Annotated in this window: 20 protein-coding genes and 2 pseudogenes; 6 read left to right on the top strand and 16 right to left on the bottom strand. The window is 71.4% G+C overall.

What is annotated here, in order from left to right; all coding sequences use genetic code 11:
- Positions 1-10: 10 nt before the first annotated feature.
- From pufL to H3H34_RS02670, 8 genes are all read right to left on the bottom strand, one after another.
- Positions 11-835 (bottom strand): photosynthetic reaction center subunit L, encoded by an 825-nt coding sequence (gene pufL / locus H3H34_RS02635; protein WP_194743688.1) that lies wholly within the window; start codon positions 833-835, stop codon positions 11-13.
- Between the two features lie 102 nt (positions 836-937).
- Positions 938-1123: a light-harvesting antenna LH1, alpha subunit gene (pufA, locus tag H3H34_RS02640; protein ID WP_194743689.1), complete on the bottom strand. Its 186-nt coding sequence runs from the start codon at positions 1121-1123 to the stop codon at positions 938-940.
- A gap of 12 nt (positions 1124-1135) precedes the next feature.
- Entirely contained in the window at positions 1136-1372 is a 237-nt protein-coding gene (gene pufB / locus H3H34_RS02645) for a light-harvesting antenna LH1, beta subunit (protein ID WP_194743690.1), read from the bottom strand.
- A gap of 136 nt (positions 1373-1508) precedes the next feature.
- Complete coding sequence (gene bchZ / locus H3H34_RS02650; protein ID WP_194743691.1) at positions 1509-2960, bottom strand: chlorophyllide a reductase subunit Z; 1452 nt, start codon at positions 2958-2960, stop codon at positions 1509-1511.
- Positions 2957-4474, bottom strand: coding sequence for a chlorophyllide a reductase subunit Y (gene bchY, locus H3H34_RS02655; protein ID WP_194743692.1), 1518 nt, complete (start codon positions 4472-4474; stop codon positions 2957-2959). The genes bchZ and bchY overlap by 4 nt, the downstream gene beginning before the upstream one ends.
- Positions 4471-5460 (bottom strand): chlorophyllide a reductase iron protein subunit X, encoded by a 990-nt coding sequence (locus H3H34_RS02660; RefSeq protein WP_194751842.1) that lies wholly within the window; start codon positions 5458-5460, stop codon positions 4471-4473. The genes bchY and H3H34_RS02660 overlap by 4 nt, the downstream gene beginning before the upstream one ends.
- Positions 5461-5462: 2 nt before the next feature.
- Complete coding sequence (gene bchC / locus H3H34_RS02665; protein WP_194744079.1) at positions 5463-6392, bottom strand: chlorophyll synthesis pathway protein BchC; 930 nt, start codon at positions 6390-6392, stop codon at positions 5463-5465.
- A 143-nt stretch (positions 6393-6535) separates the two neighbouring features.
- Positions 6536-7606, bottom strand: coding sequence for a methyltransferase (locus tag H3H34_RS02670; protein WP_194743694.1), 1071 nt, complete (start codon positions 7604-7606; stop codon positions 6536-6538).
- Positions 7607-7676: 70 nt separating this feature from the next.
- Between H3H34_RS02670 and crtD the strand changes: the two genes are divergently transcribed.
- Positions 7677-9392 (top strand): 1-hydroxycarotenoid 3,4-desaturase CrtD, encoded by a 1716-nt coding sequence (gene crtD, locus H3H34_RS02675; protein ID WP_194743695.1) that lies wholly within the window; start codon positions 7677-7679, stop codon positions 9390-9392.
- Positions 9389-10108 (top strand): hydratase, encoded by a 720-nt coding sequence (locus H3H34_RS02680; RefSeq protein ID WP_207790769.1) that lies wholly within the window; start codon positions 9389-9391, stop codon positions 10106-10108. Before crtD ends, H3H34_RS02680 begins: the two co-directional genes overlap by 4 nt.
- A 20-nt stretch (positions 10109-10128) precedes the next feature.
- Here H3H34_RS02680 and H3H34_RS13820 read toward each other — a convergent pair whose 3' ends face one another.
- The 7 genes and pseudogenes from H3H34_RS13820 to H3H34_RS02710 form a co-directional block, all read right to left on the bottom strand.
- Positions 10129-10254, bottom strand: coding sequence for a hypothetical protein (locus H3H34_RS13820; protein WP_268978269.1), 126 nt, complete (start codon positions 10252-10254; stop codon positions 10129-10131).
- Positions 10251-11147, bottom strand: a complete 897-nt coding sequence (gene bchO / locus H3H34_RS02685; protein ID WP_194743696.1) for an alpha/beta fold hydrolase BchO — start codon at positions 11145-11147, stop codon at positions 10251-10253. Before bchO ends, H3H34_RS13820 begins: the two co-directional genes overlap by 4 nt.
- Positions 11144-12877, bottom strand: coding sequence for a magnesium chelatase subunit D (locus H3H34_RS02690; protein WP_194743697.1), 1734 nt, complete (start codon positions 12875-12877; stop codon positions 11144-11146). The genes bchO and H3H34_RS02690 overlap by 4 nt, the downstream gene beginning before the upstream one ends.
- A 14-nt stretch (positions 12878-12891) precedes the next feature.
- Entirely contained in the window at positions 12892-13908 is a 1017-nt protein-coding gene (gene bchI, locus H3H34_RS02695) for a magnesium chelatase ATPase subunit I (RefSeq protein WP_194743698.1), read from the bottom strand.
- 10 nt (positions 13909-13918) lie between these two features.
- Positions 13919-14521, bottom strand: a complete 603-nt coding sequence (locus tag H3H34_RS02700; protein ID WP_194743699.1) for an SGNH/GDSL hydrolase family protein — start codon at positions 14519-14521, stop codon at positions 13919-13921.
- 161 nt (positions 14522-14682) lie between these two features.
- Positions 14683-15060, bottom strand: coding sequence for an acyltransferase (locus tag H3H34_RS13825; RefSeq protein ID WP_328831045.1), 378 nt, complete (start codon positions 15058-15060; stop codon positions 14683-14685).
- A 240-nt stretch (positions 15061-15300) separates the two neighbouring features.
- Positions 15301-16344: pseudogene (locus H3H34_RS02710) on the bottom strand (IS256 family transposase); the annotation flags it as partial.
- A 116-nt stretch (positions 16345-16460) separates the two neighbouring features.
- Between H3H34_RS02710 and H3H34_RS02715 the strand changes: the two are divergent.
- Both H3H34_RS02715 and H3H34_RS02720 read left to right on the top strand, forming a co-directional pair.
- Positions 16461-17657, top strand: a pseudogene (locus tag H3H34_RS02715) (LuxE/PaaK family acyltransferase).
- Positions 17650-18891 carry an acyl-CoA reductase gene (locus tag H3H34_RS02720; protein ID WP_194743701.1) on the top strand — a complete coding sequence of 414 codons (1242 nt, stop codon included), beginning with the start codon at positions 17650-17652 and terminating at the stop codon, positions 18889-18891. Before H3H34_RS02715 ends, H3H34_RS02720 begins: the two are co-directional and overlap by 8 nt.
- 29 nt (positions 18892-18920) lie before the next feature.
- Here the strand turns inward: H3H34_RS02720 and H3H34_RS02725 are convergent, their stop codons facing one another.
- Positions 18921-21689, bottom strand: coding sequence for a TonB-dependent receptor (locus tag H3H34_RS02725; RefSeq protein WP_194743702.1), 2769 nt, complete (start codon positions 21687-21689; stop codon positions 18921-18923).
- A 170-nt stretch (positions 21690-21859) separates the two neighbouring features.
- Between H3H34_RS02725 and H3H34_RS02730 the strand changes: the two genes are divergently transcribed.
- Positions 21860-23284, top strand: a complete 1425-nt coding sequence (locus tag H3H34_RS02730) for a metallophosphoesterase family protein (RefSeq protein WP_328831048.1) — start codon at positions 21860-21862, stop codon at positions 23282-23284.
- Entirely contained in the window at positions 23281-24387 is a 1107-nt protein-coding gene (locus H3H34_RS02735) for a phytase (RefSeq protein ID WP_194743703.1), read from the top strand. Before H3H34_RS02730 ends, H3H34_RS02735 begins: the two co-directional genes overlap by 4 nt.
- Positions 24388-24407 lie beyond the last annotated feature (20 nt).

The raw sequence follows: 24407 nt of genomic DNA on the forward strand, positions 1-24407 counted from the left end.
AAGTCCCTCCTCAGTTCCAGATCGGCAGGTCGAGCCACCACGACCACCACTCGGGCCAGCCGCGGGTCCAGAACGGGCCGCTGATGATGATGCACACCGCGCTCCAGAAGCCGGCGTTGAGCGCGAGGATGAGCCCGAGGCGATGGATGCCGAGCGTGCCAACCGAGTAACCGATCATGTCCTGGAAGAACATGTCCTCGTGCTCGGACCCCTTCACCGTCTCGCCCTTGGCCGGGTTGGCGGCCGACAGGATAAGCGAGCCGTGGAGCGACAGCGCGAGCGTCGTCGTGAAGAAGAACGACACCGCGATCATGTGCGCCGGGTTGTAGTGGAAGTGGAGATACTGGTAGCCGACGTTCGACACCCAGTCGAGGTGACTGAAGATGCCGTAGGGAAAGCCGTGACCCCAGGCGCCCAAGAGCAGCGGGCGAAAGACCACGAGGGTGACGTAGGCGAAGATGGCGACTCCGAAGGCGAAAGGCACATGGTAGCCCATGCCCAGCTTTCGGCAGATCTCGACTTCCCGGAGGGCCCAGGAGACGAAGGCGCCGATGGCGCAGATCGTGATGATCTGCCACAGGCCCCCTTCCTGGAGCGGCGCAAGGCCGAGCCCGTATTTGAGATCCGGTGGCTCGATGGAGATGAGCCAGGGGTTCCACGTCGGGCCGATGGCGGCGCCGTAGAGGATAAGCGCGGTCCCGAGCGAAGCGAAGAACAGCGTGGTGACGCCGAAGAAGCCGACGTAGAAGGGTCCGACCCAGAAGTCGAACAGGTCGCCGCCGATCAGCGTGCCGCCGCGCACCCGGTATTTCCGTTCGAAGCTGAGGAGCGCCATGGTAAAGTTCCTCCGAGCTGGCCGGCTGCCTCGGCAGCCGGCCAGTCGTTCATGTGGTTCGGGGGTGTGCGGGCGTGCCCTCGAGCCCTGCCCGCGCGCCCGTTACCCCAGTCGCGTGTCCGGGGCCGACGTGGTCACGGCGGCCGTCGTCGTCCGCGGTCCCTCGAGCCAGTTGAACCGGCTGGTGCTCAGCAGGATGAAGTGGATGAGGAGCGCGAGGACGAACAGGAACACGAACAGGGCCGTGAGCGTCCGCTGCGGCGGAAAGAGTTGCCAGATCTTCCACATGTCTGAAGCCTCCTACGCCTTGGGCGCGGGCGTCGCAGTGCCCGCCAGTTGCTGTTCCACCTTGACCGCCGTGTAACCCTGCGGGCCCGGCAGCCACGGACGCCACTGCCACACCAGGAAGTGGGCGATGACAGCGATAGCCGTGAAGATCAGGAAGCTGGTCATGAAGATCCCGTGGAACTCCCTGGCCTCCTGGTCGGTGAGGTAGCTCGAGGTCCGGGCCCGGTCGGGCCCATCCATGTTTGCCATCACTCTTCTCCTTCAACACGCGATGAGGGGCACGCCGCCCCCGTCATCAGCCCGGCATGCCGGACTGATCTCCTGGCGCCCGCACATGGGCGCGGTTCCGTTCCGCCCGGGGGCGGGAAGCTCGGGCTCGCCGGCCTCATGCCGCGAGCCTTTCCGCGCGGCCGCTGGCCCGCGTGACGTGGTGCGCGGTGACGCGCTGCGCCCCCTCGGCGCGGGCAGCGGCCTCCGCCGCGTCGCGCAGCCGCTTGGCCGCCGAGATCCGCACGAGCACAGGCTCGGCCTCGACCAGGGCATCGAGCGCCTCGCGCGCCGCAGGCTCCCAGGCGAGCTCGGCGTGAAGCCGGCTCGGGGTAGCCTCGATGCGGTCAAGGTCGGTTGCGAGCGGGAGGATGTGGAACAAAGCGTCGAACAGCGCGTTCACCACCTCCTGCACGAGGTAGCTGGCGCCCGCATAGCCCATGAACGGTGTGCCGGTGTGCCGGCGGACGACCGCGCCGGGGAAGGACGCCGGGATGTAGACCCCCCGGCAGCCGGTCTCGGCCATGTACATCCGTTCGTTGTAGGAGCCGAACACGACGAGCGGCGGCGAGGTGGCGATCGCCTCGCGCACCGCCGCATTGTCGGGCTTGACGCCCGCGCTGCGGCGGAACGCGAAGCGGCAGGGCAGTCCCATCTCTTCTTCGAGGAAGTTGCGGATGCCCCGCACATAGGTCTCGGTCGCCACGATCCCGAAGCTTGCGGTGCCGAAGAAGTCCTGCGTGACCGAGCGCCACAGATCCCAGAGCGGCTTCACCGTCGTGTGCTTCTCGCGGGTAATGAAGGGCTCGGGGTCGATGCCGAGGAGTTCGCCGAGCGTGCGCAGGAAGGCGGTCGTGGAGTGCAGGCCGATGGGCGCCTGGAGCCAGGGCCGCTCGAGCCGCTCGCACAGCGCCCGCCCGAACTCGCGGTACATGCAGACGTTCACTTCGGCGTCGGCGAGCCTGCGGATGTCGGCGAGGTGGGCGCCAAGCGGGAACACCATGTTCACCTCGCAGCCCAGCCCTTCGAGGAGGCGGCGGATCTCGGCGAGGTCGGAGGGCATGTTGAAGGTGCCGTAGATCGGGCCGATGATGTTCACCTTCGGCCGCTCGCCCGGCCCGCGGGGCTTGCGCGCCGGCACCTTCTTCGGCCCGAACTGGTCGAAGAGCCACACCATCGCCCGGTCGGCCGACTGCCACTGGTCCTCGTCGATGGTGCGCGGCAGAAAACGCTGGATGCTCGTGCCCTCGGGCGTGACCCCGCCGCCGATCATCTCGGCGATCGAGCCGGTGACGACGACCGACGGGAGGTCGGGGTCGAGCGTCTCCCACGCCCGCTTCATCGCCGCCTCGGTGCCGGTCTTGCCGAGCTCCTCCTCGCCAAGGCCCGTGACGACGATGGGGAGCTCATGCGGGGGCAGCGCATCGGTATAGTGGAGGACGGAGGTGACCGGCAGGTTCTCGCACCCGACCGGCCCGTCGATCACCACCTGCAGGCCCTTGACGGCGGTGAAGACGTAGACGGCGCCCCAGTAGCCGCCGGCCCGGTCGTGATCGAGGACGAGGGTCATGTGCCGACCGCCTCCTCGGCCTTCGCCCGCGCCGCGCGCTGGGCAGCATATTTCGCCTTGAACTGCGGCCGGTCCCTGGGCGTGTCTTCCCAGACGCCCGCCGCATGGCCCTCGCCCACGCCCTCGAAGAAGGCGCGCATCCGCGCGAACCGTGCGCCGTTGCCGAGCGCGGCGTTGATCACCTCGGCAAGCGAGCCGGCACCCGCCGGGCCCATCAGCGGCCGCGCGGAGATGAGGTTGGTGAAATAGAGTGCCGGAATGGCCTTCGTCTTGGCGTGCTGGACCACCGGCGTGGTGCCGATGGCGAGATCGGGCTGGAAGGCATCCACCGCCGCCTTGTCGTCCTCGAGGCTCGCGCGGAACTTCACCGGCACGCCGCGCGCCTCGAGCCACTCGCGGTCCGGGTCTGACCAGCGGGTCCGTGGGCAGGCGGAGCCGACGTAGAGCACGTCCGCCCCGCTCTCGACGAGGAGGCGCGCGACCAGCAGCTCCGAGCCCTCGTAGCCCGAGACCGTGATGCGCCCGCGGATGGGCTTCGCGGCAAGCGCCCCGCGGATCGCAGGCAGGAACCGGTCCTTGGCCGCCCCCACTTTCTCGGCCGCGACTCCGAAGGCATCCCCGATCGCCTCAAGCCAGGCCGCCGTGCCGTCGACGCCGACGGGCGCGGAGCCGACGACGGTGCGCCCCGCCGCCTCGAACTCACGCACGCTTGCCGTGTAGAAGGGGTGGATGGCGGCCACGACCGGCGAGGCGAGCGCGGCATAGAGCTCGCGCCATTCGCGCGTGGGCACCACCGGGCCGGCGGCAAGCCCGAGCGGGGCGAGCATCTGGCCGATCATCACCGGGTCGGCGGGGAACATTTCGCCAAGGAGTGTCACGGTCGGCGCCTCGGCGCGCTCGCGGGGTGCCGCAACCGGCCCCGCCTCGGCCTCGGCCCGCGCATAGGCGAGCATGGCGCCAGCAAGGACGTCCTTCGCTTCGGCGTGGGTGGGCACGCCGAAGCCGGGCACGTCGATGCCGATGATCCTGACTCCGTTGATCTCCTTGGGGAGGAGCTGGAGGGGCACGCCGGACGCGGCCGGCACGCAGAGGTTGGTGACGACGATGGCGTCGTACGTCTCGGGGTCGGCGAGCTGGAAGACGGCCTCGCGGATGTCCTCGAAGAGCTTGCCGGTGACCAGGGTCTCGGAGTTGAACGGCACGTAGCCGACGGTGCGGCGCGCGCCGTAGAAGTGGCTGGTGAAGGTGAGGCCGTAGACGCAGCAGGCCGAGCCCGACAGCACGGTCGCCGTGCGCCGCATCCGCAAGCCCACGCGCAGCGAGCCGAAGGCCGGGCACATCGACTGCGGCTGGTCGTGCGGGCCCTTCGGATAGTCGGCGGCATAGCGCGCGAGCAGCTCGCGCTTGCCGGCCTTGGCGGCCGCCTCGACCATGGTGGCGCGCCCGCCGTGGCAGCCGCCGTCGGCAGCGGTGGGCGGCTCGGGGGCCTCGAAGGAGGGGTCGAAGCTCGTCATACGTTGTCGTAGATCACTTCGAGGCTGGGCTTCGGCGCCCAGCTGCCGCCGCGCATGTCGGCCTGGGTCGCGGGGACGAGCGTCACGTTGCCGCCCGTGTCCTCGGGCTTGAACAGGCCGAGGAGCCCGTCGTGGTCGAGCGGGGTGGGCAGCACCGGCGGCGCCTTGGCCGCATTCTCGGCGAGCTCGGCAAACAGCGGGCCCCAGGGGCCGTCGGGCCGGCCGACGATCTGGTAGTTGGCCGACTTGCGCCGGAGGTCCTCGTTGGCGGGGATGGCCGCCAGTACCGGGATGCCGACGGCCCTTGCAAACGCCTGCGCCTCGCCGGTGCCGTCATCCTTGTTGATGACCATGCCCGCCACGCCGACGTTGCCGCCGAGCTTGCGGAAATACTGCACCGCCTTGCAGACATTGTTGGCGACATAGAGCGACTGCAGGTCGTTCGCGCCGACGACGATGACCTTCTGGCACATGTCCCGCGCGATCGGCAGGCCGAAGCCGCCGCACACCACGTCGCCCAGGAAGTCGAGCAGGACATAGTCAAAGCCCCACTCGTGGAAGCCGAGCTTCTCGAGGAGCTCGAAGCCGTGGATGATGCCGCGGCCGCCGCAGCCCCGGCCCACCTCGGGCCCGCCCAGCTCCATCGCGAACACCCCGTCGCGCTGGAAGCAGACATCCTCGATCCTGACCTCCTCGCCGGCAAGCTTCTTGCGCGCCGAGGTCTCGATGATGGTCGGGCAGGACTTGCCGCCGAAGAGGAGCGAGGTGGTGTCGGACTTGGGGTCGCAGCCGATGAGGAGCACCCGCTTGCCCTGCTGCGCCATCATGTAGCTGAGGTTGGAAAGGGTGAACGACTTGCCCGACCCGCCCTTGCCATAGATGGCGATGATCTGCGTCTCCTTGGTGACCGGGCCCGTGTGCACCGGATCCGGCTTGATCGCCGCCTCCGCGCGCAGCGCATCAGGCGTGGGCAAGGTGTCGAGCATGCTCAGGCAGCCTCCCTCCAGTCGAGAACCATCTTGATGCAGTCCGGATCGCCGAAGGCGGTTTCATAGGCCTCCGGCGCATCGGCTGCGGCCCTGCGGTGGGTGATGAGGCCGTCGAGCGCGAGCACGCCCTCGGCCACCAGCGCCGCCACCCGGGCGAGATCGGCAGGCGCGAACTCGGCGGCGATGGAGAAGCGCACCTCCTTCATGAAGGCGGGCGGGAAGGCGAAGGCGACGCGGTCGTAGAAGCCGGCGAGCACGATCTCGCCGCCCCGGGCGAGCCGGCCGACCAGCGCATCGACAAGGTCGGGCGCGCCCGACATGTCGACGATCCGCGCATAGTCGCGGCGCGCATCCGCATCGGGGTGGATGACGTCATAGCCCCGGGCGCCGGCGGCGCGCGCCGGGTTGGTCTCCCACACGGTGGGGCGACCGCCTTCCAGCACCGCGAGCCGGGCAAGCAGCCGGCCCAGCGCCCCGTGGCCCACGATGAGATCGGGCAGCGGACCCGTGCCGCGGGCGTGCAGGGCGGTTGCGGCAAGCGCAAGGAGCACGCCGTGCTCGCCCACGCTTTCAGGAAGCGGCACCACCCGCGCAGCCGGCACCACCAGGCGCCGTGCGGCCCCGCCGAACAGCCCGCGCGCGCCCTCGTAGCAGACCGCGCCCGGCACGAACACGAGGCGGCCGAGAAGGTCCCTGACCGCCGCTCCCGCCTCGACGACGCGGCCGACGGATTCGTAGCCGGGGACGAGCGGGTAGGCGAGCCCGGGGAAGGGCGGCATGGTGCCCTGCCAGAGCAGGCGCTCGGTGCCCGTCGAGATCCCGCTCCAGGCGATTTCGACAACGAGGTCGGACGACGTGGGTGCCACCAGGCCCAGACGCCGGAGCGTCAGCTCGCGCGGCCGCTCCATGACCACGGCAAGGGTCTCCATGCGACCGGGACGCTGCACCCGTCTCCACCTCCAGACGCTTGTCCCGCTTCTTTTTTCCGGCGGGTTGGCGAATCCTGTGGATGTCACCTTAACTTCACGCCCCCTGCTGTCAAGCGCGATTTACACTCGCGCCCGCCAGCATGTCAGGGCGTCTGCGCAACCAGCACGCGCGCCGCGAGCGGCAGCGGCACCGGCCGCTCGCGCACCTGGGCGAAGCCGGCTTCCCGGCACATGCGCGCAAGCTCGTCGGCCGTGCGCGGCCGGCCTGACCCCATCGCCCGCAGGTAGAAGGCGAAGTAGGTGGCAACCGAAGGCGCCGAGCGGGTGCCGGCCATGGGCTCGACGATGAGGAGGGTGCCCCCCGGCGGCAGCGCGGCGCGCACCCGGCCGAGCAGGTCGCGCACGGTCGCATCGTCATGGTCGTGGAGGATCCGCACCAGGCTGATCGCATCGGCGCCCATGGGCAAGGGGTCGGTGCGGAAGTCGCCGGCAACCACCGCGACGGCCTCCCCCAGCCGTGCGCGGGCACGTGCGGCGACCTCGGGCAGGTCGAACAATATGCGCCGGAGCCGCGGGTGGCGGGCGCCCACCGCCTCGAGGAAGGCCCCCTCTCCGCCGCCAACGTCGAGGAGCGCGCGGTGGCGGGAGAAGTCGTGGGCCGCGAGCGCCTGGGCTGCGACCAGCGGCTGCGAGGCGGCCATGAGGCGCGAGTAGGGCGCGGCCTCGCCCTCCCTGGCGCCGGCATAGGGCCAGAAGCGGGCCAGCGCCCCGCCGCCGGGCGCGCGGCGGAGGAAGCCCTCGGGGTCCGCGAGGTCGTCCCAGAGCAGCCGGTGGTGGGCGACCATCGCGGCGATGCCGGGGTTGGCGAGCAGCTCGGCGCCAACGGCCCCCAGCATGGCCCGCCCATCGGGCAGGCGTTCGACGAGCCCGACGCCTTCTGCCGCGACGAGGAGGCAGGCGAGCCCCTCGGCGTCGAGGCCGGTCGCCTCCGCGAGATCGGCGTCTGCGGCCGGGCCCGCCGCGAGCCGGCCGAGCAGGCCGGTCGCCAGTGCCGCAGCCAGCGCCTGGCTGTTGACGAAGCCGGCGGTCAGCTCGAACAGGCGCCGGGCACGCGCCCGGCCCACGGCGCGGAAGACGGGGAGGCTGAGGGCAAGGGCCTGGAACCGGCGGCTGCCAAGCAGGCGGTTGCGGAGGCGGGCCCAGGGTTCGCGCATCGTACCGTCCCGTCCATAGAGCTTGACAGTTTCTGGTGTCCAATCATGTTGACAGGGTGAGGGGTCCGCCATGGCAGGCGCGCAGCGCGAGTCCGTCGTCGTCGTCGGGGCCGGAATCGGCGGCCTCGCCGCTGCCGTGCCCCTTGCCGCGCGCGGGCTTGCCGTCACCGTCGTCGAGGCGGCCGATGCGCCGGGCGGCAAGATCCGCCGACTCTCCTGCGGCTTGGGCACCGCGGCGGTCGGAGTCGACGCCGGCCCTACCGTCTTCACCCTGCGCCACGTCTTCGACCAGCTCTTCGAGGACGCCGGCAGCAGCCTCGAGGCGGCCGTCCGGCTCGCGCCCGCAACCCTCCTTGCGCGGCACGCCTGGCCCGATGGCAGCCGCCTCGACCTCTTCGCCGATCTCGACCAGTCGGCAGACGCCGTGGGCCGCTTCGCGGGCGCCGCCGAGGCACGGGCCTTCTGCGCCTTCATGGCCGAGGCCGGGCGCATCCACCGCACGCTCGACCGGAGCTTCCTGCGCCGGCAGAAGACGTCTCCGCTCGGCCTGTCGCTTCGGCTGGGGGCAGGCCGGCTCGGTGATCTCTTCGCCCTCAGGCCCTATACCTCCCTCATGCGGGCGCTTGCCGGCCACTTCCGCGACCCGCGCCTCGTGCAGCTCTTCGGCCGTTACGCCACCTACGCCGGCAGCAATCCCTGGCGGGCGCCCGCCACCCTCATGCTTATCGCCCATGTCGAGGCGGCCGGCGTCTGGATCGTCGACGGCGGCATGTCGGCGCTTGCGGCCGCCGTCGAGGCGCTCGCGCGGCGCCACGGCGTCGCCTTCCGCTACGGCACGGCCGTCACTGCGGTCGAGACCGCCCGCGGCAGGGTCCGCGGCGTGCGGCTCGGCAGCGGCGAGCGCCTCGAGGCCACCCATGTCGTCTTCAACGGCGATCCGGCCGCGCTCGCCGAAGGTCTTCTCGGCGCGGATGTCCGCGCGGCCGTCCGCGCCATCCCGCGCCGTGCCCGCTCGCTCTCGGCCCTCACCCTCTGCCTTCACGCCGAGGCGCGGGGCTTTCCGCTTGCCCACCACAACGTCTTCTTTTCGGCCGACTATGCGCGCGAGTTCGCCGATCTTGCAGCCGGGCGGCTTCCCCACGACCCCACCGTCTACATCTGTGCGCAGGATCGCGGGGCCTTCGGCCGGGCGGAAGGAAGCGAGGGCGGCGGTCCGGAGCGCTGTCTTGCCATCATCAACGCTCCGGCCGATGGCGATCGCGGCCGGCCCTCGCCTGAGGAGGTCAACCGATGTCTCGAGACCGTGTTTCCGGCCCTCGCGGCCCAGGGGCTGAGCTTCGCCATTCCGCCGGGTTCGCTCCGGGTGACCTCGCCGGCGGACTTCGCGGCCCGCTTCCCGGGCTCGGGGGGAGCGATCTACGGCCGGGCCTCGCACGGCTGGGCGGCGAGTTTCCTCCGCCCGGGGGCGCGGACGCGAATCCCCGGCCTCTATCTCGCGGGCGGGGGGGCTCATCCGGGCGCCGGCGTGCCGATGGCGGCGCTCTCGGGACGGCTGGCAGCGGAAGCCCTGCTCAAGGACCGGGCTTCGATGCCGCGGTTCCGCCGGGTGGCTACGCCTGGTGGTACGTGGATGCCATCTCCGCCGACCGCCGCTTCGGCCTCACCCTCATCGCCTTCATCGGCAGCGTCTTCTCGCCCTACTACCACTGGTCCGGCCGGACCGACCCCGAGAACCACGTTGCCCTCAACGTCGCCCTCTACGGAGTCCGCCCCGGCTGGGCGATGACCGAGCGCAGCCGCTCGGCGCTCGCGCGCGGCGCGGACTGGCTTGCGATCGGCCGGTCGACCCTCGCGTGGGATGGCGAGGCGCTTGCCGTCGACATCCGCGAGACCAGCTTCCCGCTCCCCTCCCGCTTCCGCGGCCGGGTCACCGTCCGGCCGCGCGCCCTCGTCATGGTCCCCTTCGCGCTCGACCGGGAGCGGCGCCACCTCTGGCAGCCGGTCGCCACCCGCGCGGACGTCGAGGTCCGCATGGCGCGCCCCGAGCTCGCCTGGCGGGGCGAGGGCTACTTCGACAGCAACTTCGGCGTCGAGCCGCTCGAGGAGGCCTTCGCCCTCTGGCACTGGTCGCGCGCGCACCTCGCCCGCAGCGAGGTGGTCCTCTACGAGGGCACCCGGCGTGACGGCAGCCGCTTCGCGCTCGGGCTCGGCTTCGACCGCGCCGGCGGCGTGCACGAGGTGCCGCTGCCGCCGGAAGTCGTGCTGCCGCGTACCCTCTGGCGCATGCCGCGCGTGACCCGCGCCGATGCCGGTGCCGCCGTCAGGGTCCGCCGCACCTGGGAGGACACCCCCTTCTACGCGCGCTCGGCGCTCGAGACGCAACTCTTCGGCGAGACCGGAGATGCAGTCCACGAGAGCCTCTCGCTCGACCGGCTCCGCCGGCCGGTGGTGAAGCTCATGCTGCCGTTCCGCATGCCGCGGGTGATCGGGCCCGCCGCCTGAGGCGCGGGGGCGTCGGGGGCTCAGTCCTTGCGCCGCCGCCACGGCAGGCTGTCGCGCACGCTCCAGAGCTGCCAGCCGGCAAACCCCACCACCACCGCGCCGAAGATCAGGAGCTCGACGAGCCCGTAGTATTTCGGGTCGATCATGTGACGGTCTCCTGCGGTGCCGCGCCCGTCGCCCGCGCCGCCTCGCGCACGAGTTCGGCGGCCAGATGCGGCTTCTCCTCATGCGCCAGGTGGCCGAGCCCCGTCAGGATCCTGACCTCGCCTTCGGGGATGCGCGCAGCAACTTCCCGCGCGGTCGCAGGCGGAATGGCAAGGTCGTTGGAGCCAGCGACCAGCATGACCGGAATGGCGAGCCGGGGCAGGTCGCGGTCGAGCGCGTCAAGATCCCAGTTCGCCATCATCTCGAGCGCGCCCGCCACGTGGCGCGGCTTTGCGAACAGCCGCCCGTAGAGCTCGGCCCCGCGCGCGTCGACCCTGGAGCCCGTCGCGCGCGCGAGGAAGCGCTCCGGCGCACCCATGAGACCTGCCTGCAGCGCGAACAGGCGCGGGGTGAGCGGGTTCAGGAACAGCGCCTTGGCAAGCCCGGGGAACAGCTCCCGGGCAAGGCCGGGGAAGGGCCGCAGCGCCCCGTTGAAGCTGACGAGACCGGCCGTCTCGCCGGGCCGGTCGATCAGCATCCGCGCGGCGATCGCGGCACCGGCCGAATGGGCGGCCATGAGGCGCGGCACGATGCCGAGCCGCTCGAGCAGTGCCTCGACCGCCCGGGCCATGTTCGGGATGGTGGCAAGCTCCCGGAGCGGTGCCGTGAAGCCATGGCCGGGAAGGTCGGGGGCGACCACCTGGAAGTCGCGGGCGAGGATGGGCAGCAGGTCGCGCCAGCTGTGGGTCGCAGCTCCCGTGCCGTGGAGCAGGAGGAGCGGCGGGCCCTCGCCCATCACCTGCACGTGCCAGGGGATTCCGGCGGCCTCGACGAAGCGCGAGGCCTCACGGTTGGGCCAGTCGGCGCCGTCGCGGTTCCAGTCGGGTGCGCTCATGCTGCCCTGACCGCCCGCGAGATGGCCTCGGCCGGTCCCCGCGGGAGGGCGACGAGCCGGGCTCCGAGTGCTGCGGCAAGGTCCCGTGCCTCGGGTCGCGGCCGCGCCGAGATGTCGATGACGGTCGCCGGGATCCCGGCGGCACGGACCTGGCGGGCAAGCCGCGCGGACTCTGCGGTTGCCGCCTCGCGGCCGCCGTTGCCGTCGAGCGCCACGTTGGCGCGCCCGTCGGTGAGCAGCACCAGCTGCACGGCCTTGCCGGCGGCGCGGGCGCGCAGCGCCAGCTCGCGGCCGAGCAGGAGCGCGGCCGAAAGCGGCGTGCCGCCGCCGCCAGGAAGCCCTGCGAGCAGCCGCCGCGCCCGGGCGAGCGAACGGGTCGGGGGGAGGAGCAGCTCCGCGCCAGCGCCGCGGAAGCTGACGAGCGCCACTTCCGCGCGGGTCACGTAGGCGTCGGCCAGCAGCAGCTCGACGGCGCCCTTGGCCTCGGCGAGCCGCTCGGCTGCAGCCGAGCCCGAGGCATCGACGAGGAAGAGGGCGAGCGTCGTCGGCCGGTCGCGGAAGCGGCAGATGCGCAGATCCTCCCGGCGGATGGCAAGCCGACCGTCGCCGGCTCCCCGCAGCCGCTGCCAGGGCGCTGCCGCACGGAGCGTCGCCACGAGCGCGAGGCGCCGTCCGCTGCCCGGGCGGCCCGGCCGGGTGCCGGCCGGACGCCCGCGCCGGGCCTCGCCGCGCTCCGCGCCACGCCGTCCGCCACCTGCCATGCCCGCGCCGGCTGCGAGCGCGGCCAGAAGGCCCGGCGGCAGCGCGGTCCGCGCCGCCTCGATGAGGAGGTCGGGAAGCGGTCCGCTGGTCTGCCCGCTTGCGGGCTCCCCTTCCTGCCGCGTCTCCCCGGTCGTCTGCTCCTCCGGCCGTTCGGGCGGCGGCGCCGGCGGGGGCGGGGGCTCGGCCGGCGCAGCCTCCGGCAGCCGGGTGGCGCGGGGCGCCAGCACCAGCCGCGCCGCGGCAGCGAGGCCGGCCGCGTCGCAGCGCCCGCCGCCCAGCGCCCGCGCAGCTGCGAGCGCCATCAGCACCGGGCGCGGCGAGGCGACGCCAAGGCGGGCCGCAGCCAGGCAGAGCGCCGCCATGGCCGCCTCGTCCTCGACGGGGTCGGCCGGGGTGACGGCCGCCGGGCCTCCGGCGAGATCGGCAAGGGCGAGCCCCTCGAGATCGACGCGGAAGGCCAGCCGGTCGAGGAGAGCCGGGTCCGCCTGCTCGGCCGCGCCGTCGCCGGCGCCAAGCCCCTCGTCAAGGAGCACGAGCCCGACCCGGGCCGGGGCCGTCACCGTCACGCCATCGCGCATCCCGGTCACCTCGCCGCGGTCGCGCATGGCGGCGAGCAGGCCGACCACGTCGAGCGGCAGGCGCTCGGCCATGGGCACGAGGAGCACGCCGCCATCGGCCTCGGCCAAAAGCCCCGGGCGGGCCACCGGCCGGCCGGCGGCAAGCGTCGCCTCGAGGTCGAGCCCGCCCGCGAGCCGTTCGAAGTCCGTCCCCGGGGGAAGCCGCCGCCACGGGCGTGCCGGGTCGAGCCGGCTCTTGAGGAAGGCCAGCAGCCGGTCCCTGACCGGGCCGGCGCGGGCGCGGATGGCGATGCCGCCGAACCGGTCGGGGTCGGAGGCGAAGAGGGCGGCGGCGAGGAGCGCGTCGGCCCAGCGCGCCCGGCCCTCCGGCTGGGCATCCCCCGGCGTCATTGCGGAACCCGCGCTCACGCCGCCTGCAGCTCGGCGATTGCGCGGGCGATCCGGGCCGTCGACCCGGTCTCGTCGAGCGGGTCCTTCCGGAGCCGGTGGCGCAGCGCCAGCGGCGCGACGGCAATGACGTCCGCGTCCTGCACGCGGGCGCGCTTCTCGAGCGCGGCGAGCGCGCGGGCCGCGCGGATCATGGCGAGCTCGCCGCGCAGGCCATCCGCGCCGACGGCGATCGACAGGCGCGCCGCCAGCCGCAGCGCCGTCTCGGGCACCTCCACCTCACCGAGCCGCCGCCGGGCCGCGCCGATGGCGCGCGCCACCTTCGCGTCTGCCGCCGCCCAGGCTGCGACGAAGCCGGCGCGGTCCCGCTCGAAGGCGTCGCGCCGGCGCACCACCTCGATCCGCTCGTCGAGATCCTCGGGCGTACGCACCTCGACCGAAAGGCCGAAGCGGTCGAGGAGCTGGGGCCGGAGCTCGCCTTCCTCGGGGTTCCCGGAGCCGATGAGGACGAAGCGGGCCGGGTGGCGCACCGACAGGCCCTCGCGTTCGACGATGTTCTCTCCCGACTGGGCGACGTCGAGAAGGAGATCGACGATGTGGTCCTCGAGCAGGTTGATCTCGTCGACGTAGAGGAAGCCGCGGTGGGCGCGCGCGAGAAGGCCCGGCTCGAACGCCTTCTCGCCCCGCGCGAGCGCCCGCTCGATGTCGAGCGCGCCAACCACCCGGTCCTCGGTCGCGCCGAGCGGCAGGTCGACGAAGGGCACAGGGGCCTTCGCGGAGCGGGTGCGATCGCCGCCGCAGCCCGGCGGGCAGGGCCCGCTGTCGACCCCCGGCTCGCAACCGTAGCGGCAGCCCGCCACCACCTTGATCTCGGGCAGCAGCGCGGCAAGCGCGCGCACGGCCGTCGACTTGCCGGTCCCGCGGTCGCCGAACACCATGACGCCACCGATGCCGGGGTCGACCGCGACGACGAGGAGCGCCCGCTTCATCTCGTCCTGACCTACGATCGCAGCGAAGGGAAAGTGAGACAACATCTTGCTCTTCTTAGTGGCGCCGCGACGGCAGCGGCAGCTGCGACGCCGCCGTTCCCGGAGAAAGGCGGACGAGTGGCTCGAGGACGGCAGTCAACGCAGGCACCAGCCGCGCCCGCATCGCGGCATCCGTCGGATGAATACCGTCGGGAATGGCCTCGCGCAGTTCGCGCCGCTCCGCAACGGCGAAAGCCGGGACGGTATCGACATGGCCAGCCCCGGCCGCAGCCGCAACTCCGGCCCAAGCCCGTCTGTAGGCTGCCACGGCCGGCCGGCGCAACAGGGCAAGGCCGTGCACTGGGCTCATGGTGACGAGCACCGGCAGGCCTCCGCGCCCGCGCACCAGGGCGGTCATCTTGCCGGCGTGCGCCCGCGACCGCGCCAGCGGCACGCCAGCATGAAGCCGCGCATCGTTGACCGTGAATTCGATGAGGGCGAGTGTCGGTGGCGGGCCGGGGGCTGCGAGCCGGGCAGCGAGCGCGTCCCGGCCCCAGGCGCTCGTGGCGCCGGGACGCGCCAGCCGCTCGACCACCACCGGCCCTCCCCTGCAGGCCGCAAGAGCCTCGCCCAGCTGGAAGGGCCAATCGCCCCGGGCGGTCAGGCTCGTCCCGACCAACAGAACCCGAAAAGGTGCCCCGCCATCCACAAGTTCCGGCGGACGCGCGGGCATACGGTTCGGAAGGGAGCCTGCCGGTGTGAATTTGCCATCGGCGGCCAAAAAGAGCCCCGCCGCGACCAGCCCCCCCGCGGTAGGGAGACCGCCCAACGCCCCACGCGTCACGACGGCTGGGCTGTGCCCGGTAGGACGAGGCCCTCGCGCGCAAGCACCCGGGGGTCCATGATGCCCCACCGTGCAGTCATGATCCCCTCGCGCACTACCCGCGCCGGGTTGCCCATGGCAAGGCTGTGGGCCGGAATGTCGCGCGTGACTACGCTGCCGGCCCCGATGACCGAATGGTCCCCTACCCGGACTCCGGGCATTATTACCACCCGCGCGCCAATAAAGCAGTTGGCGCCGATCCACGTGTCGAGATGGCGGTTGCCGACGAAGTCATGGCTGAGGATGGCGGCATCGAAGGACACCAGCGTTCGGTCGCCAATGTGGATGCCGCGTGGGTTGGTTAGGTCGAGCTTGGCCGACCGTGAAATTTGCACGTCTTTGCCGATGTCCATCCCCCACAGCTTCCGATATCGAATGCGCTGAAGGGCGCTCGAGATACGGTAGAGCCGGGTCCGCAAGCGCGACAGCCAGGGGGGTCTCACTACAGCTGCACCCGCTTTGCACCACGCATACTCAGATCATAGGTCAGACAGGCGCGGGCGTCTATACCTGGTCGTGTCCCATGGGATGGTGTAGCTGGTCGGAGGCCAGCGTGATCTGCCGCGGGGCCGGGGTCAGCCGTCTACGTGAGGGATGCTGACGATGGGAGTGTCGCTGACGCCGGCGACGCGTTCAAGCGTCATGGAGCGGACGCGTTGGACGGCCCATTCGTCGTTCTGCTCGAGCAGGACGGCGCCGACGAGGCGTCGGATGGCGGCCTCGTTGGGAAAGATGCCGACGACCTCGGTCCTGCGCTTCACCTCGCCGTCGACGCGCTCAAGTGGATTCGTGCTGTGCAGCTTCGCCTGGTGCTGGGCCGGGAAGCTCATGTCGGCGAGCACGTCGGCCTCGGCTTCGTCCATCAGGACCGCGAGTTTCGGCAGCTTGGGGCGGAGCCGGTCAGCGACGCGGCGCCATTGCTGACGGACGGCTTCGCCGTCCTTCTGGGCGAAGGCCGTGGCCATGACGGCCGACACGACGCGCCGCCCACTCCTGTCGGCGTGTGCCAGCGCGTTACGTATAAAATGCACGCGACAGCGTTGCCAGGTCGCGCAGAGCACGCGGGTGATGACGGCCTTCAGGCCCTCGTGCGCGTCCGAGATCATCAGCTTTACGCCGCGCATTCCTCGGCGGGCGAGTTTGCGGAGGAACTCCGTCCAGAACGGCTGGGCCTCCGAGTGGCCGATGTCCATGCCGAGCAGCTCGCGCCGGCCGTCGCTGTTGACGCCGACCGCGATGATGACGGCGACCGAGACGATCCGGCCGCCCTCGGGGACCTTCACACAGGTCGCGTCGATCCAGAGATAGGGATAGTCGCCCTCAATCGGGCGGTTCAGGAACGCCTCCACCTGCTCGTCGATCTCCTTGCACAGCCGGCTCACCTGGCTCTTGGACACGCCCGTCATGCCGAGCGCCTTCACCAAGTCATCGACGGATCGCGTGGAGATGCCGTGGATGCAGGCTTCCTGGATCACCGCCGTCAGCGCTTTCTCGGCCATGCGGCGCGGCGCAAGGAAACCGGGGAAGTAGCTCCCCTTGCGCAGCTTCGGGATGCGCAGTTCCACCGTGCCGGCACGGGTCTCCCAGCCCCGGTCATGATCTGTTCTCCTAACCTTCTTACCGTGCTTTTTTTGGGGGGGGGGAGGAGGGTTTGGCCATGGGAGGTGGTGGGAGCGGTGGCGAGGTTCAGAAGCGTGAGGCGGACAGCAAGGTGGCGCTCAGCCGCCTGAGCGTGATGGAGCCGGCCTACTGGGAGGGCCTGGCGGAGGCAGGCGCCACCTCGATCGCGTGCGAAGGGGGCGGCATAAGCGAGCCTGCCGCCATTCCCGGCTCGCGGATCGAGGCCTTCCTCGAGGCGCCCGTCTTCGGCGTTCCGGCCGCCGAGAAGCGCGCCCTCCTCGATTCCGAGCTCGCTGCGCTCACGGCCCACCATCGCGCGAACTGCCCGGACTATGCCGCGATCCTCGCGACCATCGGCCACCTCGCGCCTGCCGACACGGCGAGCGCCCCCTTCCTGCCGGTCTCGCTCTTCAAGCTCCATGACCTGCTCTCGGTGCCGCGCGCGGCGGTGTTCAAGACCATGACCTCCTCGGGCACCACCGGCCAGGCCCCCTCGCGCATCTTCCTCGATGCGCCCACCGCAGCACTCCAGACCCGCGTGCTCGCCCGCATCATGGCCGACTTCATCGGCACCAAGCGCCTGCCGATGCTCGTCATCGACCACCCCTCCGTGGTCAAGGACCGGCGCAGCTTCTCGGCGCGCGGGGCCGGCATTCTCGGCATGATGACCTTCGGCCGGGCCCACCACTTCGCCCTTGCCGACGAGACGATGGCGATCGACTGGGAGGCGCTCGACGCCTTCGCCGAGGCCAACCAGGGCCAGCCCATCCTCGCCTTCGGCTTCACCTTCATGGTCTGGAAGCATTTTCTCGAGCCGCTGGCGCGCGCTGGCCGCCGCCTGCCGTTCGCGGATGCCATCCTCGTCCAATCCGGCGGCTGGAAGAAGCTCGAGGCCGAGGCGGTCTCGAACGAACGGTTCCGGGCCGTGGCCCTCGAGCGCGCAGGCTTCGCCCGGGTCCACAACTTCTACGGCATGGTCGAGCAGACCGGCTCGGTCTTCGTCGAGTGCGAGGCGGGCCGGCTCCATGCTCCGCTGTTCGCCGACGTCCGCATCCGCGACAGCCGCACCTAGGCAGAGGTGCCCCACGGCACGCCGGGCATCGTTCAGGTGCTCTCCGTCCTTCCCCGCAGCTACCCCGGCCACTCGCTGCTGACGGAGGACATGGGCGTCATCACCGGCGAGGACGACTGCCCCTGCGGGCGGCTCGGGCGCACCTTCCGCATCCTCGGCCGGATCCCGAAGGCCGAGGTGCGCGGCTGCTCCGACACCTTCGCGTCGCCTGCTCCCGCCCCGGCGCTCGCCGATGGCTGACCAGCCCGATCCGCTGCGCTGCGACCCCCTCGGCGCCGTCGAAGTCGTACTGCCGCGCATGGGCTCGCTTGCGCCGGTCCTGGCCGCGCGCCCGCTGCGGCCGTTCAGCCCGGAGGTGCTCGGCTTCATCGACGATCTCGGCCGGCGGCTGCGCACCGACCCGGCGCTCCGCCCCTTCCCCGAGCTCGTCGCGCTCGGCTTCTGGGCCCGGCGCGCGAACGTCGAGCGGCTGCGCGCCCGCTTCGAGGGCGCCTGGCCGGAAGCGGTGCGCATGCCGCGCGGGCTCGCCTTCCACGTCGCCCCCGCCAATGTCGACACCATCTTCGTCTATTCGCTCCTCCTCTCGATGCTGGCCGGCAACCGCAACATCGTGCGCATCTCGAGCCGCGCCCGGCCCCAGGCGGACCAGCTCCTCGCCCGGCTGGCTGCCGCAGTGGAAGCGGCCGCGCCCGAGGTCGGCGCGAGCTTCGCCATCATCCGCTACCCGCACGATGACGCCATCACCGCCGCGCTCTCCGCCGCCGTCGACGTGCGCGTCGTCTGGGGCGGGGATGCAAGCGTCGCGGCCGTCCGCCGCGCGCCGCTCGGCCCCTTCGGCACCGAGCTCGTCTTCCCCGACCGCTGGTCGCTCGCGGTGTTCGATGCCGGGGCGGTTGCCGCCGAGCCCGACCTTCCTGGCCTTGCGCGCCGGTTCGTGAACGACTCGCTCTGGTTCGGCCAGAACGCCTGCTCCTCGCCGCGCGCCCTGGTCTGGGTGGGCACCGAAGCCGCGCGCGAGAGCGCGAGCGCTGCCTTCTGGCCGGCACTCGAGACCGCGAGCGAAGCCGCCGGAATCGAATGGGCCGATGCCCATGCCGTTGCCAAGCTGGTCGGCGCCTGCGTCGAAGCCCTCGGCGGCCGGGTGGTGCAGCTGCCTACGCCGAGCAACCGGATCACCGTGCTCCGCGCCGACGGGCTCTCTGGCCTCGGCCATGCCGCGCCGGCGGGCGACGGCTTCTTCCTTGAGTATCACGCGGAGACGCTGGCCCAGCTCGCCCCGCATGTTGCCCGCAACTGGCAGACGGTCGTCTCCCACGGCATCCCGGCGCAAGCCTGGCGCAGCTTCCTCGCCAGCCACATGCCGCACGGCATCGACCGCATCGTGCCCGCCGGCACCGCGCTCGACTTCGACGCCCTTTGGGACGGAGTGGACCTGCTCTCCGCCCTCACCCGGCTTGTCGACCTCCGGGTCTAGCCCGCCATTGCTCCTGTCCCGGCGCCGGGTCAGAAGGTCGCGCGGAAACCGCCCATGAAGCGCCGGCCGAACTTCTCGAACTCGATCGTGCGCGAGCGGTCGCCTGCCCAGCGGATGCCCGGGCCGTTCAGCAGGTTGGCACCGTCGAAGAACAGCTCGAGGTTGCGGGTAACGCCGTAGCGCAGCGAGGCATCGAGCTCGCCGTCGTTGTCCCAGTAGATGTCGCCGCCGGTGTCGGGCCCGCCCAGCTCGGAGAGGAAGTAGGTGCGGAACTGGTAGGACAGCCGCGCCGAGAAGCCGTACTTCTCGTAATAGGGCCCCACGTTGACGGTGAAGTCGGAGGCGCCGGGAAAGCGGATCTTCTCGCCGTCTGGCGTGGTGGCCCGGCTGGTCACCACCGTCACGTTGGTCTGGATGCCGAAGCCCGACCACCAGGGCTCGTCGCCCACGAAGTTAGACAGCTGCGCCTGGAAGTTCCCCTCGAAGCCGACGAGCCAGCCCTTGCCGCCATTGACCGTGGTGGTGAAGACGTAGCCCGAGCGGTCACGCGGCGGCGGCAGGCTGTTGATGATGTCGGAGCCGAACACGGTCGTCTCCTCGAACAGCGTGTCCTTCGTGTTCTTGTAGAAGACGCCGGCCGAGACGAGGCCGCGCGGCAGCAGATACCATTCGAGATAGGCGTCGAGCCCCCAGCTCTTCTCGGGGCGGGCAAAGGGGTTGCCGCCAGTGATGATCTCGTTGGCATCGTTCACGACGAAGCTCGGCCGCAGCACCGTATAGTCGGGGCGGGCCGCGCCGGTCGTGAAGGAGAGGCGGGCCTTTCTCGCCTCGTCGATGTCCCAGTTGACGTGGACGCTCGGGAAGACGTTGGTGTCGGACGAGCGGGACGCGGTGGGCTGGAAGCTGCCGCCGATCTGGGCGAAGGCCTCGCCGGTGTTGGTGATCTTCTCGACGCGCGCGCCGTAGACGATCGAGCCCCACTCCGGCCGGGTAATGGCCATGGCCCAGCCCGACCAGACCTCCTCCGTGACCCGGTAGCTGTTGGCACGGAGCGGGTTGTAGCTGGCCCGTGCCTGCGCCCGGCGCAGGAAGTCGCTGGCCGTCGCCTCGTTGAAGTGGTTGAAGGTGTAGCCGAGCGGCAGCTTGCCCCGGTACTGCTCGCCGAGGCCGAGGAGGTCGTTCAAGGAGAGCGGGATGCCCGCTGCGGTCAGGTTGGCCGTGCCGGAAAGGGCGAGCTGGTTCTCGACGGCCTCCTTGGTGCGCCGGTCGAACTGGAGGCCGACGCGGAACTCGGTGTTGCCGAGGACCTGCGTGTCGTGGGCCAGCGTGACGCGCCCGGTCCACGCGTTGGTCGTGTCGACGGCATCGAGCGAGGTGATGGACGAGAGGTTGTGCGGCAGCATGTCGAAGCGCATCACCCGCTCGCCTTTCGAGAGCACCCCGGTCGGGCTTCGGAGCGTTCGGAAGATCTGGAACCGCTGGACCTTCCGGTCGGAGAGGTCGTAGTCGACGGTGGTGCGGTTGACGGCCCCGGTGCCATTGGTGCCGAACCCTGGCTGGACGTAGGTCAAGAGGAAGGGCTGCGAGCGGTCATCCTTCGAGCGGGTGTAGTTGCCGCGCCACGAGAGCCGCCAGCCGTCGAAGTCATGATCGCCGCCGATCGTGTTGGTGAAGACCGACTGGCGGTAGGCCGTCTCGCGGAACCGCGCGTCATAGTCGATGCCGAAGATGGTGCCGACGAATGGCGTGTTGCCGATGCAGACGTCGGCATAGCCCGTCGTGAAGGGGGGCAGCGGCTGGGGGATGGGCCCGGCGCAGGGCTGGGCGAGCGCCGCGACGGTCGCGGCCGAGTTCTGCTGGTCGTCGGTGTCGAGCCGGTAATTGTCCCGATACTCATCGTCCATGAAGATGGTGTAGATGGAGGTTCCGAACAGCCGGTGCCCTTCCGAAGGGGACCAGTCGAGCCGGCCGGAGAGCGACCAGTTGCGGCGCGTCAGCCGGTAGAACTTGTTCTCGATCTCGCGCGGCCAGACCCGCTCGCTGCCGCCGGGCCGCTTGTCCTGGTCCACCACTTCCCAGTCGATCTCGAAATTGTCGGTCCGCATCTCGCGGCTGTAGTAGCTGCCGGAGAAGAGGACCCCGAGGTCGCCGATGCCGGTTCTCCAGCGCTTCGACGCCACCAGCGAGCCCTCGATCTCGACCCCGCCGCCAAGGTCGATGTAGCCCACGCCCCCGCGCGCGGCGACATGGCTGTCCTTGTAGTCGAAGGCCGAGCGGGTGATGATGTTGATGTTGCCGGCAATCGTCTCGCCGGAGAGCTCGGGCGTGATGGCCTTCTCCACCACGATCTTCGAGGCGAGCGCCGAAGGGATGGAGTCGAACCGCGCGTCGCGGCCCTCGGGGCTTACGATCTGGATCCCGTCGAACGCGAGCGTCGTCCAGTTGAGCGGAAGTCCGCGGATGTTGACGTAGCGCGCCTGGCCCTGGTCGCGCTGGATGCCGACCCCGGGCAGCCGGCTGATGGCCTGGGCAACGTTCTGGTCCGGCAGGCGGCCGATGGCGTCTGCGGCCACCACCGAGACCAGGCTGATCGATTCGCGCTGGAAGCGGAGCGCCGCTTCCTCGGATTCGGCGATCGGCCGCGAGCCGACGACGACGATGTCGTCCGCCTCGACGCGCGGCCGTTCCGCAGGGTCCGGCTCCGCCGCTGGCCCGGCCGGTTGCTGCGCGTGCGCGGGCGCGCCTGCGAGAAGCAGCGCGAGCGGCGCCACCGCGCCGAGAAACCGAGCGTGACCCATGCGAACCCCTTTCGCCAAAGCTGGTGCAGGGGCGCGCATCGACGGCGCCGGAGACGCTTCCGTGACGGGCAGGTGACGCCACGATGACAGCGCCGGATTGGGGGCGGAGCGTGGCGTTCCGGCAACAGGCCTGCCACAAGTCTGACATGTCCCCGTCCTAGCGGCAGTGCGTGTATCGGCTTCCGCCTCTTGCCATCCTCCTGTTGGCCCTTGCCGCCCCCGTGCAGGCCGAGGCTCCGCTCGATCTCCGCGGGCCCGCCGGCGCGCCTGCGGCCCCCGGCACCCCGTTCCGCGCCACCGGTCTCCCTGACCGGCTCCTCCTCCTTCCCGGCGCCGACCCGTCGCGCGAGATGGCGGTCAGCTTCCGCACCGATGCCGCCCAGGCCGAAACCCTCGTCGAACTGGTCGAACTGAAGCCTGCTCCCAACTTCGGCCTCTCCGCCCGGCGGGTCGCGGGCGCCTCGACGGCCACCATCAGCGAGAATGGCCCGGCCCGCCACCACCAGGTCCGCCTCGAAGGCCTTGCGCCCGCCACCCGCTACGCCTGGCGCGCGAAGGGGAGCGCCGGCTGGTCGGAATGGCACCAGTTCACGACTGCAGCCGCGCCCGCCACCCCGTCGCGGCCCTTCCGATTCCTCTATCTGGGCGACCTCCAGACCGACATCCTGGCGCTGGGCTCGCTCGCGGTGCGCCGCGCCCTCCTCCAGGGCGGCGATCCGGCGCTCATCGTCCACGCCGGCGACCTCGTGAACGGCCGCGAGACGAAGGTCACCGATGATGAGTGGGGCGAATGGGCCGCCGCCTTCGGCTGGGCGCTGGCTGCGATCCCCCAGCTCCCGGCCGCCGGCAACCACGAATATATGGACCGCACCGGCCCCGACGGCCGCGAGACGCGCGTGCTCGGGCCCCATTGGCCGCTCATGTTTCCGGTGCCAGCGAACGGCGCCCTCGGCGCCAGGGCGACGACCTACGCGGTCGACTGGCAGGGCGTCCGCTTCCTCGTTCTCGACGGCACCTCCGCGCTCGATCTCGACACGCTCGACGCCCAGACCGCCTGGCTCGAGCTCCAGCTCCGCCGGCCCAAGGCCGACTGGACCGTCGTCGTCGTCCACCAGCCCATCTTCACCTGCGCGAGGCCCCGCGACACGCCGCGCCTCGGTGCGGCCTGGGTGCCGCTCTTCGAGCGCTTCCGCGTCGACCTCGTCCTCCAGGGCCACGACCACTGCTATTCCCGCCTGACCTCGGCGGAAGGGAAGGCGGCCTCGGTTGCCGCCCGCCGTACCGGCCGGGCGCAGGGGCCGGTCTACATGGTCTCGGTCACGGGCTCGAAGATGTATGGCCTGAACGATCGTGCCGACACCCAGCCCGACCGCGTCGCCGAGGACACGATGCTGTTCCAGACCGTCGACGTGACCCCGGCGCGCCTCCAGGTCCGCAGCTTCACCGCCGACGGCCGGCTCTACGATGGCTTCGACCTCGTGCGCCAGCGCGACGGCACCAACCGCCTCGTCGAGGCGGCCGGTCTGCCTGCCACCCGCCGCTGCGCCGCCGGCCGCAATGCCGACGGCTTCCCCTGCACCGCGAGGCCCCGATGAACCGCACCCTCCTGCCCACCGTTCTCGTCGTCTGCCTTCTTGCCGCCTGCGGGCCCGACCGGCGCGATGCGGCCGAACGGTTCGAGGAGGCCAAGGGCCCGCCGGCCACGCGCGCGGTTCCGGCGCGCGCCGAAACCTTCGTGCCCGACAATCCGGCCGTTGACGCCGACGACCCCGTGCTCTGGGCCGACCTGGAAGATCCGTCCCGCGCGCTCCTCATCGGCACCGACAAGTCGAAGGGCCTCTATGTCCACGCGCTTGACGGGCGGATGCTCCAGTTCTTCCCCGCAGGCCCCTTGAACAACGTCGATCTGCGCTCCGGCGTGATGCTCGGCGGCGTCCCGCGCATCCTCGTCGCTGCGGCCGAGCGCGACCGCTTCGGCATTGCCCTCTGGACGCTCGATCCGGCCGCGCTCCGCCTCACGCTGGCCGGCTTCCTCGCAACGCCCAGCACCTTCGGCGAGCCCTACGGCTTCTGCATGGGGCAATGGGCCGGCGAGACCTTCCTCATTCCCAACAGCAAGGAGGGCGAGGTGCTTGCCTTCCGCGTCACCGACGGCCGGTCGGGCCCGGGCATGGCGCTCGCCCACCGCTGGAAGCTCGGCTCGCAGACCGAGGGCTGCGTTGTCGATGACGCGACCGGCACCCTCCTCGTCGGCGAGGAGGATGTCGGCATCTGGCGCCTGTCGCTTGCCTACCCGGAAGCGTCGCCCGTGCTCCTCGCCCCCGTCGACGGCACCCGGCTCGTCGCCGATGTCGAGGGCCTCACCCTCATGCGCGATGCCGGCCGCACCTTCCTCGTCGCCTCCTCGCAAGGGGACAGCGCCTACGCCGTGTGGGAGCTTGCCCCAGGTGCCGACCGCTATGTCGGGCGGTTCCGCATCGGCGGGGGCGCCATCGACCCGGTCACCCAGACCGACGGGCTCGACGCCTGGTCCGGCCCCATCGGCCCCTTCCCGCAAGGGGCCATCGCTGTCCACGACCATTGCGACAGCCCGGCCGCCAGCGACCCCGCATCCGAAGTCTGCGACAGCGACGAAAAGCAGCAGAACTACAAGCTCATCGACTGGCGCGACGTGAAGGCGGCGCTCGGCCTTCGCTAGACTCGGTCGCCCTTGCGGAC

The organism is Thermaurantiacus tibetensis (assembly GCF_015354055.1).
Classification (GTDB): domain Bacteria; phylum Pseudomonadota; class Alphaproteobacteria; order Sphingomonadales; family Sphingomonadaceae; genus Thermaurantiacus; species Thermaurantiacus tibetensis.